This window comes from Corynebacterium fournieri (assembly GCF_030408775.1).
Taxonomy (GTDB): Bacteria; Actinomycetota; Actinomycetes; order Mycobacteriales; family Mycobacteriaceae; genus Corynebacterium; species Corynebacterium fournieri.
The window spans coordinates 752,747-767,365 of the sequence record NZ_CP047210.1 but is presented as its reverse complement, the minus strand read 5'-3'; the positions used below and the strand labels follow the sequence as shown (position 1 = coordinate 767,365).

Below are 14,619 nucleotides of genomic sequence, written 5' to 3'. Positions count from 1 at the left end.
GAGGTGAACTCCTCCGAGGCGTCGATTCATGCGTCTAGTGCTCGCGGCCGTGCGGCACCTTCAGGTTGGGTTCCTGGCCCGGCTCGACCACCACGAACTGGCCCATCATGCCCGAGTCCTCGTGGTTGAGCATGTGGCAGTGGTACATGTACGCCAGTGTCGGGTCCGGGTAGTAGCCGATATCCACCAACAGGGTCACCGTCGCAAGTGGCGGCACCTCGATGGTGTCGTGCCAGCCGGTGGTGAATTCGACCTCACCGTTGTCCACGCCTTGCACCGCAAAGCGGGCGTTGTGGACGTGGAAGTTGTGCAGCATGTCCTCGTTCTCGTTGGTCACGTGCCAGACCTCCGGTCCCCGGTGGTCGACGGCGAAGTCCACGCGCGTCATGTCCATGGTTTTGCCGTTGATCTCCATGTTCTTCATGCGGAATTCGCGCTCCACGCCAGACGGCTCGGGCAGCTCAATCGGCACGAGTTCGCTCGCCAACGCGGGCGAGGCCGGGGCGTCTTCCGGCGGGCCGACGATCTCGAGCAGGTCGAACACGTCGGTGGCGCCGAACATCTCGGCGGTCTCTTTGTCGGGCAGGCCGCCCCAGTCGGGCAGCTTCTCATCGCGCAGCTTGAGGTTCTTGCCCGGCTCGAGGTCGACCACGATCTCCACGCGTTCGCCGGGGCTGAGCATCACGCCGTCGACTTCGACCGGGGCGTCTAGGAAGCCCTGGTCGGTGGCCACAACCTTGAACGGCACGCCGAGGGTGATGTAGCGGAAACGCAACACCGCACCGTTGAGCACACGCAGGCGCACACGACGGGTGGTGGCCTGGAAGCGGGGTTTGGTGATGCCGTTGATCAGCGGGGTGTCTCCGACCCAACCGCTGTCCTCGTCGAGCTGGCCGTCCTCGGTGAAGTTCGCGTCGCCGATGATGACGGGGATGTCGTCCACGCCGTAGTCGTTGGGCAGGCCGGGGAAGACGGAATCGTCGTCGTCAAGCACGAGCGCACCGGCGAGGCCGCGGTAGGCGTGCAGTGCGGATTTTTCGTGCGGGTGCGGGTGGTACCAGCAGGTCGCGGCGGCCTGGTCGACGGTCCACGACGGCGACCAGGACTCGCCCGGGTCGAACATGAGCGCTGGGCCGCCGTCGGCGGTGGCCGGCAAGTGCAGACCGTGCCAGTGCACGACGGTCGGCTCCGGCAGTTCGTTGCGCACGGTCATGTCGATGTTCTCGCCGCGGCGCATATACAGGGTGGGGCCGAGCCACGGGCCGTTGAATCCCCAGGTCTTGGTCTTTGTACCGGGGACGATCTCGTATTCGCCCTCCTGCGCGGTCAGCTCGAAGCGGCGCGTGTTGCCGTCGAGTTCGCCTTCGTACAACGGCGGGATGGGCAGCGGGCGGGCGTCGAAGTCGGCGCCGGCAGGCTCGGGTTGCGAGGAGGTGGAACACCCCGCAACCACGGAGGCGGAGGCTGCCGCCGCTGTTGCCAGCACCACGCCCTTGAAAAATGTCCGCCTACTCAGTGCCATATTGCGCCTCCTAGTTCGCCGGTTTTGCGCCAATGATCCTACTATCCCCACTATGCATACCCAGCAACGCGAGGAACTCAACGCCCGCCGCTTCGTGTGGTCGAACGGCCTGCAAAACATCGGCGATCAAGTCGTCGCCCCGAAGACGGTGCTGCCGTGGCTGTTTCACGCCGCTGGAGTGCCCGCGGTGCTCACGTCCTTTCTGGTGCCCATCCGCGAGTCCGGGTCGATGTTGCCGCAGGCCTTTCTCAGCCCGTGGGTGACCTCGCAACGCTCCCGCAAGCGCGTGTGGCTCATCGGCTCGTGGGGCCAAGCCCTCGCCGCGGGGCTTATTGCGCTCAGCGCCTTGCTTCTCGACGGAGCTCCGCTCGGCGCCGCCGTCCTCATGCTCTTGGCCGCGCATGCGCTGTTTCGCTCCCTGTGCTCGTTGGCGGGTAAGGACGTGCAGGGCCGCACCATTTCAAAGGGACGCCGCGGCGACATCACCGGCCGCGCCACCGCTCTCGCCGGCGCGTTTACCCTGGCGATTGGCCTGATTCTCTCGGTGCTGCCCAACGACTTGCCGCAATGGGCGCTCGTCACGCTGCTCGCAGTGGGTGCCACCACGTGGGCGCTGGCAGCACTGGTGTTCCGCGGCATCGACGAGCCGGAGGCGGAACCGGAAGCGAAAGACGGGCAGAGTCTGGGCCAGATGTGGGCGCTGATCAAGGGCGACCGCGACCTGCAACGCTTCCTCGTCGTGCGCTCGCTGATGTTGGTCACCGCCCTGTCTACCCCGTTCATCGTGGTCATGGCAGGCGATGAGGGGGCGAACCTGACCGGGCTGGGCGCGTTCATCATCGCCTCCGGAGGAGCGTCGTTGCTGGGTGGGCGGATTTCGGGCAGGTTGTCCGATAGGTCGTCGAAAAGCACGATGGCGTGGGCGGCGGGCATCGCCTCCACGGTCATCGTGTTGCTGGTGCTCAGCGCGCGCCTGACGCCTGCCGGTGTGAACGCGTGGGTGATGCCGCTGGGCTTTTTCCTGGTCAATCTCGCCCACACCGCGGTGCGCGTGAGCCGCAAGACCTACCTGGTGGATATGGCCGACGGCGATAAGCGCACCATGATCACCGGCGCCTCCAACACCGTTATGGGAGTTGTGCTGCTGGTTGTCGGCGCGATCTCCTCGGCGGTTTCGGTGCTCGGGCCGCAGGCGGCGCTGCTCTTCCTCGCCGTGGTGGGCTACGCCGGTGTGATCGGCGCGCGCAACCTGAAAGAAGTCTCGGCAGGCGCCGCCTAGGCGTTATGCTTATGGCCGACAAACCCGCTATAACCAAGGAGCATTCGAGTGCCTAACCACTTCGAACGTGCCGTTGTCGTGCTTGCGGCCGGCGCGGGAACCCGCATGAAGTCTGACCGCCAGAAGACGCTGCACGAGATCGGCGGGCGCAGCCTGCTGTCCCACTCCCTGCACGCAGCAGCCGGTGTGCACCCGGAGCATCTGGTTGCCGTGGTCGGCCACCAGCGCGACCAGGTCGCCCCAGCGGTCGAGCAGATCGCCGAGCAGATGCATGTGGAGATCCGCCAAGCCGTCCAGGAGGAGCAAAACGGCACCGGCCACGCCGTCCAGGTGGGCCTGTCCGCGATCCCGGACTTCGACGGCACCGTCGTGGTCACCAACGGCGACGTCCCGCTGCTGACCCCCGAGACCCTGCAGGCACTCGTGGAAAAGCACGAAGCTGAGCGTGCCGCGGTGACGGTGCTCTCCCTCGAGTTCGACAACCCCACCGGCTACGGCCGCATCATCCGTGGCGAAGCTGGCGACGTCCTCGAGATCGTGGAGGAAAAGGACGCCACCGACGAGCAGCGCAAGGTGCGCGAGGTCAACTCGGGCGTGTTCGCTTTCGACGGCGCCGTGCTGCGTGATGCGCTCGAGCGCGTCACCCCCGACAACGCCCAGGGCGAGTTCTACATCACCGATGTGCTCGGCATCGCGCGTAACGACGGCCTCCGCGTCACCGCGTTTACCGCCCCCGACGCCCGCGAGCTGGCCGGCGTCAACGACCGGGTGCAGCTGGCGGAGGCCGGCAAGGAGCTCAACCGCAGGCTCGTCGAGAAGGCGATGCGCGCCGGCGCCACCGTGATCGACCCCGCCACCACCTGGATCGGCGTGGAGGTCGAAATCGGCCGCGACGTGGTTATTTACCCGAACACGCAGCTGTGGGGCTCCACCGTCATCGGCGACGGCGCCGAGATCGGCCCCGACACCACCCTGACCGACATGGAAGTCGGTGCGCGCGCCAAGGTCGTGCGCACCCAGGGCGAACTCGGTGTCATCGGCGAGGAAGCCACCGTCGGCCCGTTCACCTACATCCGCCCGGGCACCGAGCTCGGCGCGCGTGGCAAGCTCGGCGGCTTCGTCGAATCCAAGAACGCCAAGATCGGTGAGGGCTCCAAGGTGCCGCACCTGACCTACATCGGTGATGCGACCGTGGGCAAGCACTCCAACATCGGCGCAAGCTCGGTGTTCGCCAACTACGACGGCATTAACAAGCACCACACCACCATCGGCGACTACTGCCGCACCGGCTCCGACACCATGTTTGTCGCCCCGGTCAACATCGGTGATGGCGCTTACACCGGCGCGGGTACAGTGGTCACAGAAGATGTGCCCGCTGGTGCACTCGCCATCAAGGAAGGCCGCCAGCGCAACATTGAAGGCTGGGTGGAGAATCGCCGCCCTGGCACCGAGGCGGCTGAAGCAGCAAAGGCCGCGAAGAACGCGAAGCGAGAGGGTTAGTACATGACTGGTTACTCCACCGAAAACCACAAAGACCTCAAGGTCTTTACCGGACGCGCCCACCCGGAACTCGCGGAGGCAGTGGCCAAGGAGCTCGGCATCGAGCTCGTGCCCACCACCGCCCGCGACTTCGCCAACGGCGAGATCTTCATCCGCTTCGAGGAATCCGTCCGCGGCGCCGACTGCTTTGTCATGCAGTCCCACGCCCAGCCACTGAACAAGTGGCTGGTTGAGCAGCTGATCATGATCGACGCGCTCAAGCGCGGCTCCGCCAAGCGCATCACCGCGATCCTGCCGTTCTACCCGTACGCGCGCCAGGACAAGAAGCACCGCGGCCGCGAGCCGATCTCCGCGCGTCTGATCGCGGACCTGCTCACCGCCGCCGGCGCGGACCGCATCGTCTCCGTGGACCTGCACACCGACCAGATCCAGGGCTTCTTCGACGGCCCGGTCGACCACATGCACGCCCAGCCGATCCTGGTGGACTACATCAAGTCCAAGTACCCCATGGATAACCTTGTGGTGGTCTCCCCCGACGCCGGCCGTGTGAAGACGGCCGAGAAGTGGGCGAACATGCTCGGCGACGCCCCGATGGCGTTCGTGCACAAGACCCGCGACATCGACGCCGCCAACAAGGTCGTGTCCAACCGCGTCGTCGGTGAGGTCGACGGCAAGGACTGCATCCTGATGGACGACATGATCGACACCGGCGGCACCATCGCCGGCGCGGTCGGTGTGCTCAAGGCAGCCGGCGCGAAGTCCGTGGTCATCGCCTGCACCCACGGCGTGTTCTCCGACCCAGCTCGCGAGCGTCTCAACGCATGCGGCGCGGAGGAAGTCATCACCACCGACACCCTGCCGCAGGACACCGAGGGCTGGAACAACCTCACGGTGCTTTCCATCGCGCCGTTGCTGGCCAAGACGATCCACGAGATCTTCGAAAACGGCTCCGTGACCACCCTCTTCGAGGGCCAGGCGTAATCAGCCGGACTGCAATAGCCGGGGCAGCGCACGCTGCCCCGGCTTCACGCTTAAGGGAAGGAAACGCATGTACGACCGCTACGCCCCGTCGGTGGATTTCACCCCAGACCTCGAGCACGCGAAATCCATGTTCGACAACGACGCCACACTGGAGTATCTCGGCGCCACGATTACGCGTCTGGAGCCCGGGCTTGCCGAAGGCGAGTTCACCGTAGAGTCGCGCCACGCCAACGGCTTCGGCGTGTGTCAGGGCGGCGTGTTGTTCACCTTTGCCGACGCGCTTTTCGGCGGTGCCTGCAACTCGCGCCGCAGCGAGCCGACGGTCAGTGCCCAGTCCGAGATGATCTACTTGGCGCCAGCGAAGATGGGCCGCACCATTCGCGGCGTCGCTCGCGAGCGCCACACGTGGGGCCGCAACGGCCTTTCGGACGTCACGCTTTACGACGGCGATACCGTCGTCGCCGAGTTCCGCGGCATGTCCCGCACCACCAAACGACCACCGACAGGAAATTAACGTGAGCCCTCAACACCAGGGCCTGCAAGAACAAGGCCTCAACAGAAGCGTCAAAAGCCGGCAGTTGATGATGATTGCCTTTGGCTCGTCGATAGGCACGGGCCTGTTTTTGGGCTCCGCCGGATCGATCCAGTACGCGGGACCGGCGGTACTCATCTCCTTCGCCCTCGTCGGGGTGATCGTGTACTTCCTCATGCGCATGCTCGGCGAAATGGCGGTCAAACACCCCGTCTCCGGCTCCTTCGCCGCGTACTCTCGCGCCTACATCGGGCCGGCCGCGGGCTTTATCACTGGCTGGAACTGGTGGTTCACCACCGTCGTGGTGGGCATGCTGGAGCTGACCGCAATGGGCACGTTCCTGGATTACTGGTTCCCCGGCTTGCCGCACTGGGTCACCGCGCTGGTGACGCTTTTGGTGGTCGCCGCGCTGAATCTGCTCAACGTGCGGGTGTTCGCGGCGACGGAATACTGGCTGTCGTTGATCAAGGTCTCCGCGCTGGTGCTCATGATCCTTCTCGGCATTGCGCTGGTGGTGGGCATTGGGCCAGAGCCTGCAATCGGGCTGCAGCACATCACAGACCACGGCGGGTTCATGCCCAACGGTATCTCCGGCGTGCTCTTCGCGCTGGTGGCGGTGACATTCACCTTCGGCGGGATCATGTCCATCGGCACCGCAGCCGGCGAGGCAGACGACCCGGAGACCGCTATCCCACGCGCCGTGAACTCGGTGGTGTGGCGCATCCTCGTGTTCTACCTCGGTGGCATTGGCACAATCTTGCTGCTCGCACCGTGGAATGAGCAGGAAGCCAATGAAAGCCCGTTCATCCGCGTGCTCAGTGGCGTCGGTTTTGGGCCCGCGGCCACCGTGCTCAACATCGTCATCGTGGTGGCGGTGTTCTCCGTGCTCAACACCATGACCTACTCCGGTGCGCGCATGCTGCGCGACCTCGCACGAAACGGCCAGGCGCCGCGCATATTCGCAGCAACGAGTTCCAACGGACTGCCCACCAAGGCCCTGTTGTTCGACGCCACGCTCATGGGCGTCGTGGTGATTCTCAACTTCTTTTTCGAGGGCAAAATCTTCGCGGTCCTGCTCGCCATCATCGTGGGCACGGAGTTGATCACCTGGGCCGGCATTTGCGTTTCCCACCTGAACTTTCGCAAGCACGAAACCAGCAAGTCCTTCCCCGCCCCGCTGTACCCGCTGGCCAACTGGATTTGCATCGGATTTTTCGTCCTCGTGCTTGTCCTGATGGGTATTCTTCCGGAATACCGCATGGGACTTGCCACCCTCACAGGCTGGATCATTGCCCTCGGCCTCATCTCTTTGACCACGCAACGCAGGAGCCGCGCATGATCCGCCCGGACCTCGCATCGCTGCCCGCCTACGTACCGGGTGTGCGCGATGAACGCGCCATCAAGCTGTCCTCCAACGAGTGCGCCGAAGCACCGTTGCCGAGCGTGATCGATGCCATGCGCGAGGCGCTCAGCGGCGTGAACCGCTACCCGGACATGGGCGCTGTGCAGCTGCGTGCAGCGCTGGCGGAACACCTCGGAGTTGCCCCGGAGCAGATTGCAGTGGGCACCGGTTCCTCCGCCTTGTGCCAGCAGCTGGTTACCGCCACGGCCGGCCCAGGCGACGAGGTCGCCTTTCCCTGGCGCAGCTTCGAGGCCTACCCCATCTTCGCCCAGGTCGCCGGCGCCACCCCGGTGCCGGTGCCGCTGACCGCGGATCAACGCGTGGACCTGTCGGCGCTCGCGGCCGCTGTCACGGAGCGCACCAAGCTCGTTTTCGTGTGCAACCCGAACAACCCGACGGCCACGACGGTCACCGATGCCGAATTCGCTGCGTTCATGGAATCGGTCCCGGAGGACGTGCTGGTGGCACTCGACGAGGCTTACTTCGAATACAACCGCGCCGCCGACTCCCCGATCGCCACCGAAGTCATCGCCCGCTACCCCAACGTGGTGGTGCTGCGCACGTTTTCCAAGGCGTACGGTCTCGCCGGGGCCCGCGTGGGCTACGCGTTCGGCCCCCAAGCCGTGATCGAGGCGCTGAACAAGGTCGCGGTGCCGTTTTCCGTCAGCTCGTTGGCGCAGGTTGCGGCGTGCGCCTCCCTCGCCGCGCAAGACGAGTTGCGCGAGCGTATCGACGTCACGGTGGCTGAGCGGGCACGTGTCGTGGCAAAGCTGGGGCTCGCAGAGTCCCAAGCAAACTTCGTGTGGCTGCCCGGGGCCGGACCAGAGCTGGCGGAACGGTTGGCGGCAGAAGGCGTGCTCGTGCGCGCCTTCCCGGAAGGCATCCGCGTGACGGTGACCAACGCCGACGAGACCGACGCGCTGCTGGAGGCATGGGATCGTGCGCAATGAGCGACGCCGCGTCATCGCGGCAACCACCATCGGCACCGCCATCGAGTGGTACGACTACTTCCTCTACGCCGCCGTCGCGGGCTTGGTGTTTAACAAGGTGATGTTCGGCCCGCTGGGGCCCGCCGCGGCGACGATCGCAAGCTTCCTCACCGTCGGACTGTCCTTCCTGTTCAGGCCGCTCGGTGCGGTGCTGGCCGGCCATTTCGGCGACCGGCTGGGCCGGCGCGGCGTGCTCATGGTCACTCTGTTCACGATGGGCACCGCCACCGCATTGATCGGTCTGCTGCCCACCTACGACACCGCTGGCTGGCTCGCGCCCGCCGCGCTGGTAATCCTGCGCATCCTGCAGGGCACATCCGCCGGCGGCGAATGGGGCTCCGCGGTGCTGTTGGCCGTCGAGCACGCCCCGACCGACAAGCGCGGCCTGTACGGCGCAGGTCCGCAGGTGGGTGTACCGGCAGGTCTATTACTGTCCTCGGGCGTGCTGGCGCTGATGAGCATGATTGCCCCGGGCGAGGCGTTTTTGCAGTGGGGGTGGCGCGTGCCATTTCTGCTCTCCGTCGCGCTGACCTTCCTGGGCTGGTGGATCCGCAACGGCGTCGAAGAATCCCCGGTGGTCGAGGAAATGCGCGAAGTGGGCGCGCGCAACCCGATCGGTTCGCTCTTCGCGCGCCACGCCGGCCTTGTGCTCGCAGCCGCGCTGATCTTCGCCGCGAACGGAACGGTGGGCTATATGACCACCGGCGGTTACATCCAAAACTATGTCACCGACCCGGCCGGTCTCGCGCTCGAGCGCGAGGACATCCTCTGGGCGGTCACAGCATCCGCCGCCATGTGGCTGTGCACCACCGCGTTCGCGGGCTGGGTGTCGGACTACATCGGGCGCCAACGCACGCTCGCGATCGGCTTCGTGGTGCAGGCTGCGGGAGTGGCGACACTCTTCCCGCTGGTCAACACCGGGTCGCTGGCGAAGATCACCGTGGCGCTGATCTTCCTCACCGTCGGCCTCGGGTTGACCTACGGCGAAATCGGCGCGTTTTACGCCGAACTGTTCCCCGCCTCGGTGCGCGCATCCGGCGCGTCGATTTCCTACGCCATCGGCGCGATCTTGGGCGGCGCCTTCGCTCCCACCATCGCTGCGGCTTTGCGCGAGGCCACAGACGGCACGGCGGCGATTACCGCCTACTTGATGGCTGCGACGCTTGTCGGTCTCGTCGTCACGCTGCTCATGCGCGATCGACGCGGCATCCCCCTCGGCCACGAGCACGAACAACTCCAGGCGAGCGGACATTTTGTGTGGCAAAAACAGACTGCTACCCTATAGCAGTCTCGGCGAGGGCCTACGGGCCGTTATCGACGCGATTTTGAGATCCTTTTGCGATCACTCGACGAGCACATTTCCGTTCAGTGGTCGCAGGCAAGGCCTGTGGCCCTTCACACCAGAAGGAGTACAACATGGCTATTACCCCCACCGTTATCAAGGGTGAGCGCCGCGAGGAGTTCGGCAAGGGCTCCGCTCGCCGCCTGCGCCGCGAGGGCAAGATCCCGGGTGTCCTGTACGAAAAGGGCATCGACAACATCCACTTCGCAGTCGACCTGCTCGAGATGACCGCAATCGTGCGTAACGACGGCGTCAACGCCATCGTCGAGCTCGAGCTCGACGGTGAGAAGCTGCTGGCCATGGTCAAGCACGTCGACCAGAACGTGCTCACCCTGGACATCGACCACATCGACCTGTTCGGCATCAAGCGCGGCGAGAAGGTCACCGTCGAGGTCCCGGTCGTCACCGAGGGCGAGGCCGCTCCGGGCGCAGTTGTGCTGCAGGAAACCGACGTTGTGGAGATCGAGATCGACGCGCTGTCCATCCCGGACGAGCTGACCGTCTCCATCGAGGGCAAGGAGATCGGCGACGCCCTGTACGCTTCCGACGTGAAGCTGCCGGAGGGCGCAGAGCTCATCTCCGATCCGGAGACCCTGCTGGTCAACGTCACCTACGAGCAGGTTGACGAGGACCTCGAGGCTGAGGCCGAGGCTGCTGAGGAAGGCGGCGCTGAGGCTGGCGCCGAGTCCGAGGCTCCGGCTGAGGAGGAAGACAGCGAGTAATCGTCGCTTCCCTGCCCGCTACCGCATCGTCGCGGTAGCGGGTTTTCCGCATTTTGGGGTGGGCTATCCTCATTGCGTGACTATCTTGATCGTCGGCCTGGGCAACCCCGGCCCGCAGTACGCAGCCACGCGGCATAACGCGGGTGTGTTTGTCGTCGAGGAGCTTTTGGGCCGCGCGACGCCCATGCCCGCACAGCTGGCTGTGCACAAGCGCACGAACACCGAGATCGCGGAGCTTGCGAAGGGGCGTTTGCTTGACGACGACCAAGCGGTCCTCGCCCGCACCCGGTCGTTCATGAACGTCTCCGGCGGTCCGGTTAAGGCGCTGATGGACTACTTCAGCGTGAAGCCGGAAGACCTGTATGTGGTGCACGACGAGTTGGATTTGGAGCTCGGCGAGGTCAAGCTGCGCCTCGGCGGAGGCGACCACGGGCACAACGGGTTGAAGTCCGTCACGAAATCCTTAGGCGGCAAGCCGTACAACAAGGTGGCGATGGGCATTGGCCGCCCGCCCGGGAGGATGGCGCCGGCGGACTACGTGCTCAAACCATTCAGCGCGAAGGAGCAGGTGGATCTGGCTATCGCTGCGGCGGACGCGGCGGATGAGATCCTGCGCGCGATAAGCTCACGCCCATGAAGCTTGCAACGATCAGGACCGGAAAGACCACTACCGCAGCCCGCATTATCGACGACCACAGGGCGGTCGCGCTCGGAGCACCCGACGTCGGGGAACTGTTGCGCGGCGGCTCTTTCGACGAAGGCGAGGAGTTCAACTACTCCCCTGCCGATCTCGCGCCGGTGATCCCGCGCCCCGGCAAGATCATCTGCGTCGGGTTGAATTACGCGAAGCACATCGCGGAGATGGGCCACGAGCAGCCGGACGTGCCCACCTTGTTTATCAAGTACCCCGAGGCGCTCATCGGCGCCTACGACGACGCCGAGGTGCCGAGCTTCAACGCAGAGACCTTGGACTTTGAAGGCGAGCTGGCCGTGATTATCGGATCGCGCGCCCGCCACGCCACCGACGGGGTTGCGCACATCGCGGGCTATGCCGTCATCAACGATTACACGCAGCGTCATTTTCAAAAGCGCACGCAGCAGTGGCACCAGGGCAAATCGTTGGAGAAGACCGCAGGCTTCGGCCCGTGGCTGGACACCGAGTGGCAGCCTGGCCCGACAATCACCACCACGCTCAACGGCGAGGTGATGCAGCAAGCCGCCACCGACGACCTGGTCTTTACGCCAGCGAAGCTGGTGGAGTTCATCTCGCACCTCTACCCGCTCGAGCCGGGCGATGTGATCGCCACCGGAACGCCTGCCGGCGTGGGGCATGCGCGCGAGCCGAAGCGTTACCTGGGTGACGGCGACACCGTACGCGTTGAAATCGAGGGCCTCGGCGCGATCGAGAACACCACGCGCGTGTACTAGACGCCAAGCTGGTCCAGCACGCGGACCTCTGCCTCGGCGATCAGCTGCAGCGGGAACAGCAGGATCGCGAAGGGCGCTGCGCTGAGCATCACGGCGGGGAACTTTTCGGACGGGTGCTTGTTCGCGCCCCCGTTGAGCTGGTCGAGCCCGTTCATGATGTTGGTCATGAGGAAGCTGTACAACCCCCACGAGCTGCCGCTGTACGCGCGGTTGCTTTCAGCTGGCGCAGCGGGCGCGGCTGGGGCGAGCGCGCCCACCGCAAGCGCGCCGGTGGTTGCAGTGGCAATGACGATCCTGGAAACCTTCACGCCTCAAACATCGCCTCGCTCGGCGAGGACGTTAACATCTGTTCAATTTCGCGTGCCGGAGCAGCCATGAGCTCGCCGCGGTCTGCACCGACGAGGCAGTAGTCGTTGTCCTTGGTCATCGGTCGCAAATACGGGTAGGTCGGCGGCAGGTCCGGGTGAGCGCGAGTGAATGCGGTTTCGACACCGCTCGCCCACCGTCCAGAAAAGGCCCGGGAGACCACCGCGGGCGCGTCGGAGCGCAGCAGTTCGCGGTTGTGCTCGCTGGTGCCGGCCTCGTCCGCGAGCAAAAACGCGGTACCGCAGGCGACGGGGACGCCTAGCTTGGCGACGTCCTCCGGTCCCCGCACTCCTCCCGCCGCGATCGCAGGCCCGTCCACGAGCGCAAGCAGTTCTTCCAACGCACGCTGATCCGGCTCATCGTGCTGGCTCCAGCTGCCGCGGTGGCCACCCGCACGCGGCCCCTGGACGATCACGCCGTCGACTCCCCTGCGCTCGGCTTCGGCGATCTCTGCCGGGTTGGTCACCGTCGCCCAGGCTTCCGAGCCAGCGGCGTGCAGTTGCGCGATCTCTTCCTCGGTAAAGCATCCGAACGTGGACGACACCACGGCAGGTGCCGCGTCTAAGACGAGGGCGAACTTTTCGGCATAGTCGGATGCGACGTCCGGAACCTCCTTGCCGAGGTGGCCCGCGACCGTGAGGACGTCGTCAGGCAAAGGCTTCGGCTGCGGCACAAAAAGATTGGCTCCGAACGGCGGCTCGCACTCGGCGAGCCATTCGCGAGCCTGGTCCACGGAGCAGGTGCCGAGCGCGATGAAGCCGAACTCGACAGCGTTGACGAGCGCGGGTGTGGACGGCCCGCCCGCCATAGGTGCAGCGATCACGCGTGGAAAGTCCATAGCTAGAGTATGGCGCATGTTCGGATTCTTCAGGCGCAAACGCACCCCCGACCTTGAAGCGGAGTGGCTGGTGGTGGGGCTGGGCAACCCAGGCGCGGAGTATGCCGCAACGCGCCACAATGTGGGCTACATGGCGCTCGATGAGCTGGCGGGCGACTTACAGCCGGTACCCGGGATCAAGGCGCTGGTACAGGTGCGAAACGGGGTGGCGTACGCGAGGTCGACGACTTATATGAACACAACCGGCGAGGCAGTCGGCCCGCTGGCGGCGGCGCTGGGGGTGGCACCGGAGCACGTGATCGTGATGCACGACGAGCTGGACCTACCCGCCGGGAAAGTGCGCGTGAAACTCGGCGGCAACGAAAACGGCCACAACGGGCTGAAGTCGATCACCGAGCACCTGGGCACACGCGACTACCTGCGCGTGCGCATGGGCATCGGGCGGCCGCCGGCGGGTACGACGGTGCCGGACTGGGTGCTCTCCCCAATCGAGGTCGACGTCGCTGACCAGGTCGCCCTCGCCGCGCAAGCCGTGCAGTTGATTACCAGCGAAGGACTAGCAAAAGCTCAGAATGTGATCCATGCGACACGGTAGGTTGTGGGGGTATGACACACCACGCCATGCTCAACAGTAAATACCCGCCCGCAGAGGGCCTTTACGAACCCGACGAAACCACCAGCGAAATCTCCCTCCAGCTTTGCCACGGCTGGGGCTCAGCCATGATCATCAGCGGACTCGAGGACGATGACATCCCCGTGTCCGTCTTCGAGGAGGTCCGGGACGAATACGCCCGCCTCGTCCCCGAAGCGTCCGAGGACGCCAAACGCATCGACGCGCTGCGCGGGGCGCTGGCGAAGCGCGATCTCGCCTTCTCCTTCGACGAGGGCTACGACAAGGGCGAGGCCGCCGAAGACGGCGCCGACCTCGCCCGCGAAGAAGGCCGCAAGGGCTACGCCTACTGCACCATGCAGGACGTGGACTGCGTGATCCACACCGGGCTGATCTATTTCGGCTTCAGTTCCCTGGACAATCCCGGCGACGAGTCCGACGCCGAAATCGGCCAGGCGGTCGTCGAGGCACTCGAGGAGGTCGGCTTCACGCCTGAGTGGAACGGCAAACAGACCGGCCGCATCACATGCGAGGGCCTGAAGTTCGAGCTCCCGCTGGCGGACTAGCCCAGCTCGGCCTCCAGGTCATCCAGCGCGCGCGTGAGCGCCGCCTGCTTTTGCTCGCGCGGGGCGAGTTCGCCGTCTTCGACGTCCTCGCCGAAGATGTGCAGCGCCACCTGGTTGCGGATGCCGCGCATGGACAGGTTCGCCACGATCTGGCGCCAATGCTCCACCGCGCGCACGCCGCCGTCCGCGCCGTAGCCGACGAACGCCACCGGCTTGCCTGACCATTCGCCGAACAGCGAGTCAAAGGCGTTTTTCATCGTGCCCGGCACCGAGTGGTTGTACTCGGGCGTGACAAAGACGAACCCGTCGCAGGCGTCCACCGCCTTAGACCAGCGGGTTACCACCGGGTCGTCGTACTGCTTGTTCGCCGCACCAGGCACGACCTCCGCAACCATGTGCGGCACGTCGAAATCGGCCAAGTCGAGCAGGCGGTACTCGGCGTCGCGCTCGGCGGCGGCGTCCATCACCCAGGCGCCGATATGCTCGCCGATGCGGCCAGAGCGTACAGATCCAAGAAACACTCCGATTGTTGTCATGGGCAC

The 14,619-nt window shown here is 65.4% G+C and carries 16 protein-coding genes; 12 read left to right on the top strand and 4 right to left on the bottom strand.

All coding sequences use genetic code 11. The features are described from left to right. Positions 1-34: 34 nt before the first annotated feature. Positions 35-1,522 carry a multicopper oxidase family protein gene (locus tag CFOUR_RS03740; protein ID WP_085957443.1) on the bottom strand — a complete coding sequence of 496 codons (1,488 nt, stop codon included), beginning with the start codon at positions 1,520-1,522 and terminating at the stop codon, positions 35-37. A 52-nt stretch (positions 1,523-1,574) separates the two neighbouring features. On the opposite strand from CFOUR_RS03740, the gene CFOUR_RS03735 reads away from it, so the two are divergent. The 10 genes from CFOUR_RS03735 to CFOUR_RS03690 all read left to right on the top strand — a co-directional run bounded on the left by CFOUR_RS03735 (position 1,575) and on the right by CFOUR_RS03690 (position 11,697). Further along, complete coding sequence (locus CFOUR_RS03735; protein WP_085957442.1) at positions 1,575-2,801, top strand: MFS transporter; 1,227 nt, start codon at positions 1,575-1,577, stop codon at positions 2,799-2,801. Positions 2,802-2,906: 105 nt separating this feature from the next. After that, the gene (gene glmU, locus CFOUR_RS03730) at positions 2,907-4,301 is read left to right on the top strand and encodes a bifunctional UDP-N-acetylglucosamine diphosphorylase/glucosamine-1-phosphate N-acetyltransferase GlmU (protein ID WP_230471887.1); all 1,395 of its coding nucleotides are present in this window, start codon (positions 2,907-2,909) and stop codon (positions 4,299-4,301) included. 3 nt (positions 4,302-4,304) lie between these two features. After that, on the top strand, positions 4,305-5,282 hold the full coding sequence (locus CFOUR_RS03725; protein WP_085957440.1) for a ribose-phosphate diphosphokinase: 978 nt from the start codon (positions 4,305-4,307) through the stop codon (positions 5,280-5,282). Between the two features lie 67 nt (positions 5,283-5,349). Beyond that, positions 5,350-5,796 (top strand): hotdog fold thioesterase, encoded by a 447-nt coding sequence (locus tag CFOUR_RS03720; protein WP_085957439.1) that lies wholly within the window; start codon positions 5,350-5,352, stop codon positions 5,794-5,796. A gap of 67 nt (positions 5,797-5,863) precedes the next feature. Beyond that, positions 5,864-7,153, top strand: coding sequence for an amino acid permease (locus CFOUR_RS03715; RefSeq protein ID WP_085957438.1), 1,290 nt, complete (start codon positions 5,864-5,866; stop codon positions 7,151-7,153). Continuing rightward, on the top strand, positions 7,150-8,166 hold the full coding sequence (hisC, locus tag CFOUR_RS03710; protein WP_085957437.1) for a histidinol-phosphate transaminase: 1,017 nt from the start codon (positions 7,150-7,152) through the stop codon (positions 8,164-8,166). The genes CFOUR_RS03715 and hisC overlap by 4 nt, the downstream gene beginning before the upstream one ends. After that, complete coding sequence (locus CFOUR_RS03705) at positions 8,153-9,490, top strand: MFS transporter (RefSeq protein WP_085957436.1); 1,338 nt, start codon at positions 8,153-8,155, stop codon at positions 9,488-9,490. Before hisC ends, CFOUR_RS03705 begins: the two co-directional genes overlap by 14 nt. 131 nt (positions 9,491-9,621) lie before the next feature. Continuing rightward, a complete protein-coding gene (locus CFOUR_RS03700) occupies positions 9,622-10,269 on the top strand; it encodes a 50S ribosomal protein L25/general stress protein Ctc (RefSeq protein WP_085957435.1) in 648 nt (215 codons plus the stop codon). A gap of 76 nt (positions 10,270-10,345) precedes the next feature. Continuing rightward, a complete protein-coding gene (pth, locus tag CFOUR_RS03695) occupies positions 10,346-10,906 on the top strand; it encodes an aminoacyl-tRNA hydrolase (protein WP_085957434.1) in 561 nt (186 codons plus the stop codon). Then, complete coding sequence (locus tag CFOUR_RS03690) at positions 10,903-11,697, top strand: fumarylacetoacetate hydrolase family protein (protein ID WP_085957433.1); 795 nt, start codon at positions 10,903-10,905, stop codon at positions 11,695-11,697. Before pth (CFOUR_RS03695) ends, CFOUR_RS03690 begins: the two co-directional genes overlap by 4 nt. Here CFOUR_RS03690 and CFOUR_RS03685 read toward each other — a convergent pair. Together CFOUR_RS03685 and CFOUR_RS03680 are read right to left on the bottom strand one after the other, a co-directional pair. Next, positions 11,694-12,005 carry a hypothetical protein gene (locus tag CFOUR_RS03685; protein ID WP_085957432.1) on the bottom strand — a complete coding sequence of 104 codons (312 nt, stop codon included), beginning with the start codon at positions 12,003-12,005 and terminating at the stop codon, positions 11,694-11,696. The two genes, CFOUR_RS03690 and CFOUR_RS03685, sit on opposite strands and share 4 nt — an antisense overlap. Continuing rightward, entirely contained in the window at positions 12,002-12,901 is a 900-nt protein-coding gene (locus tag CFOUR_RS03680; protein WP_085957431.1) for an NAD(P)H-dependent flavin oxidoreductase, read from the bottom strand. Before CFOUR_RS03680 ends, CFOUR_RS03685 begins: the two co-directional genes overlap by 4 nt. 16 nt (positions 12,902-12,917) lie before the next feature. On the opposite strand from CFOUR_RS03680, the gene pth (CFOUR_RS03675) reads away from it, so the two are divergent. Beyond that, a complete protein-coding gene (gene pth / locus CFOUR_RS03675; protein ID WP_085957430.1) occupies positions 12,918-13,496 on the top strand; it encodes an aminoacyl-tRNA hydrolase in 579 nt (192 codons plus the stop codon). A 26-nt stretch (positions 13,497-13,522) separates the two neighbouring features. Next, positions 13,523-14,077, top strand: a complete 555-nt coding sequence (locus tag CFOUR_RS03670) for a DUF6891 domain-containing protein (RefSeq protein ID WP_143339000.1) — start codon at positions 13,523-13,525, stop codon at positions 14,075-14,077. Here the strand turns inward: CFOUR_RS03670 and CFOUR_RS03665 are convergent. Further along, on the bottom strand, positions 14,074-14,613 hold the full coding sequence (locus CFOUR_RS03665; protein WP_085957428.1) for an NADPH-dependent FMN reductase: 540 nt from the start codon (positions 14,611-14,613) through the stop codon (positions 14,074-14,076). The two genes, CFOUR_RS03670 and CFOUR_RS03665, sit on opposite strands and share 4 nt — an antisense overlap. Between the last annotated feature and the right edge of the window lie 6 nt (positions 14,614-14,619).

Excerpts from the sequence above, each read along its gene's own strand:
- CFOUR_RS03740 (WP_085957443.1), bottom strand. The coding sequence starts at position 1,522 with ATGGCACTGAGTAGGCGGACATTTTTCAAGGGCGTGGTGCTGGCAACA.
- CFOUR_RS03735 (WP_085957442.1), top strand. The coding sequence starts at position 1,575 with ATGCATACCCAGCAACGCGAGGAACTCAACGCCCGCCGCTTCGTGTGG.
- glmU (WP_230471887.1), top strand. The coding sequence starts at position 2,907 with ATGAAGTCTGACCGCCAGAAGACGCTGCACGAGATCGGCGGGCGCAGC.
- CFOUR_RS03725 (WP_085957440.1), top strand. The coding sequence starts at position 4,305 with ATGACTGGTTACTCCACCGAAAACCACAAAGACCTCAAGGTCTTTACC.
- CFOUR_RS03720 (WP_085957439.1), top strand. The coding sequence starts at position 5,350 with ATGTACGACCGCTACGCCCCGTCGGTGGATTTCACCCCAGACCTCGAG.
- CFOUR_RS03715 (WP_085957438.1), top strand. The coding sequence starts at position 5,864 with ATGATGATTGCCTTTGGCTCGTCGATAGGCACGGGCCTGTTTTTGGGC.
- hisC (WP_085957437.1), top strand. The coding sequence starts at position 7,150 with ATGATCCGCCCGGACCTCGCATCGCTGCCCGCCTACGTACCGGGTGTG.
- CFOUR_RS03700 (WP_085957435.1), top strand. The coding sequence starts at position 9,622 with ATGGCTATTACCCCCACCGTTATCAAGGGTGAGCGCCGCGAGGAGTTC.
- CFOUR_RS03690 (WP_085957433.1), top strand. The coding sequence starts at position 10,903 with ATGAAGCTTGCAACGATCAGGACCGGAAAGACCACTACCGCAGCCCGC.
- CFOUR_RS03680 (WP_085957431.1), bottom strand. The coding sequence starts at position 12,901 with ATGGACTTTCCACGCGTGATCGCTGCACCTATGGCGGGCGGGCCGTCC.
- pth (WP_085957430.1), top strand. The coding sequence starts at position 12,918 with ATGTTCGGATTCTTCAGGCGCAAACGCACCCCCGACCTTGAAGCGGAG.
- CFOUR_RS03670 (WP_143339000.1), top strand. The coding sequence starts at position 13,523 with ATGCTCAACAGTAAATACCCGCCCGCAGAGGGCCTTTACGAACCCGAC.
- CFOUR_RS03665 (WP_085957428.1), bottom strand. The coding sequence starts at position 14,613 with ATGACAACAATCGGAGTGTTTCTTGGATCTGTACGCTCTGGCCGCATC.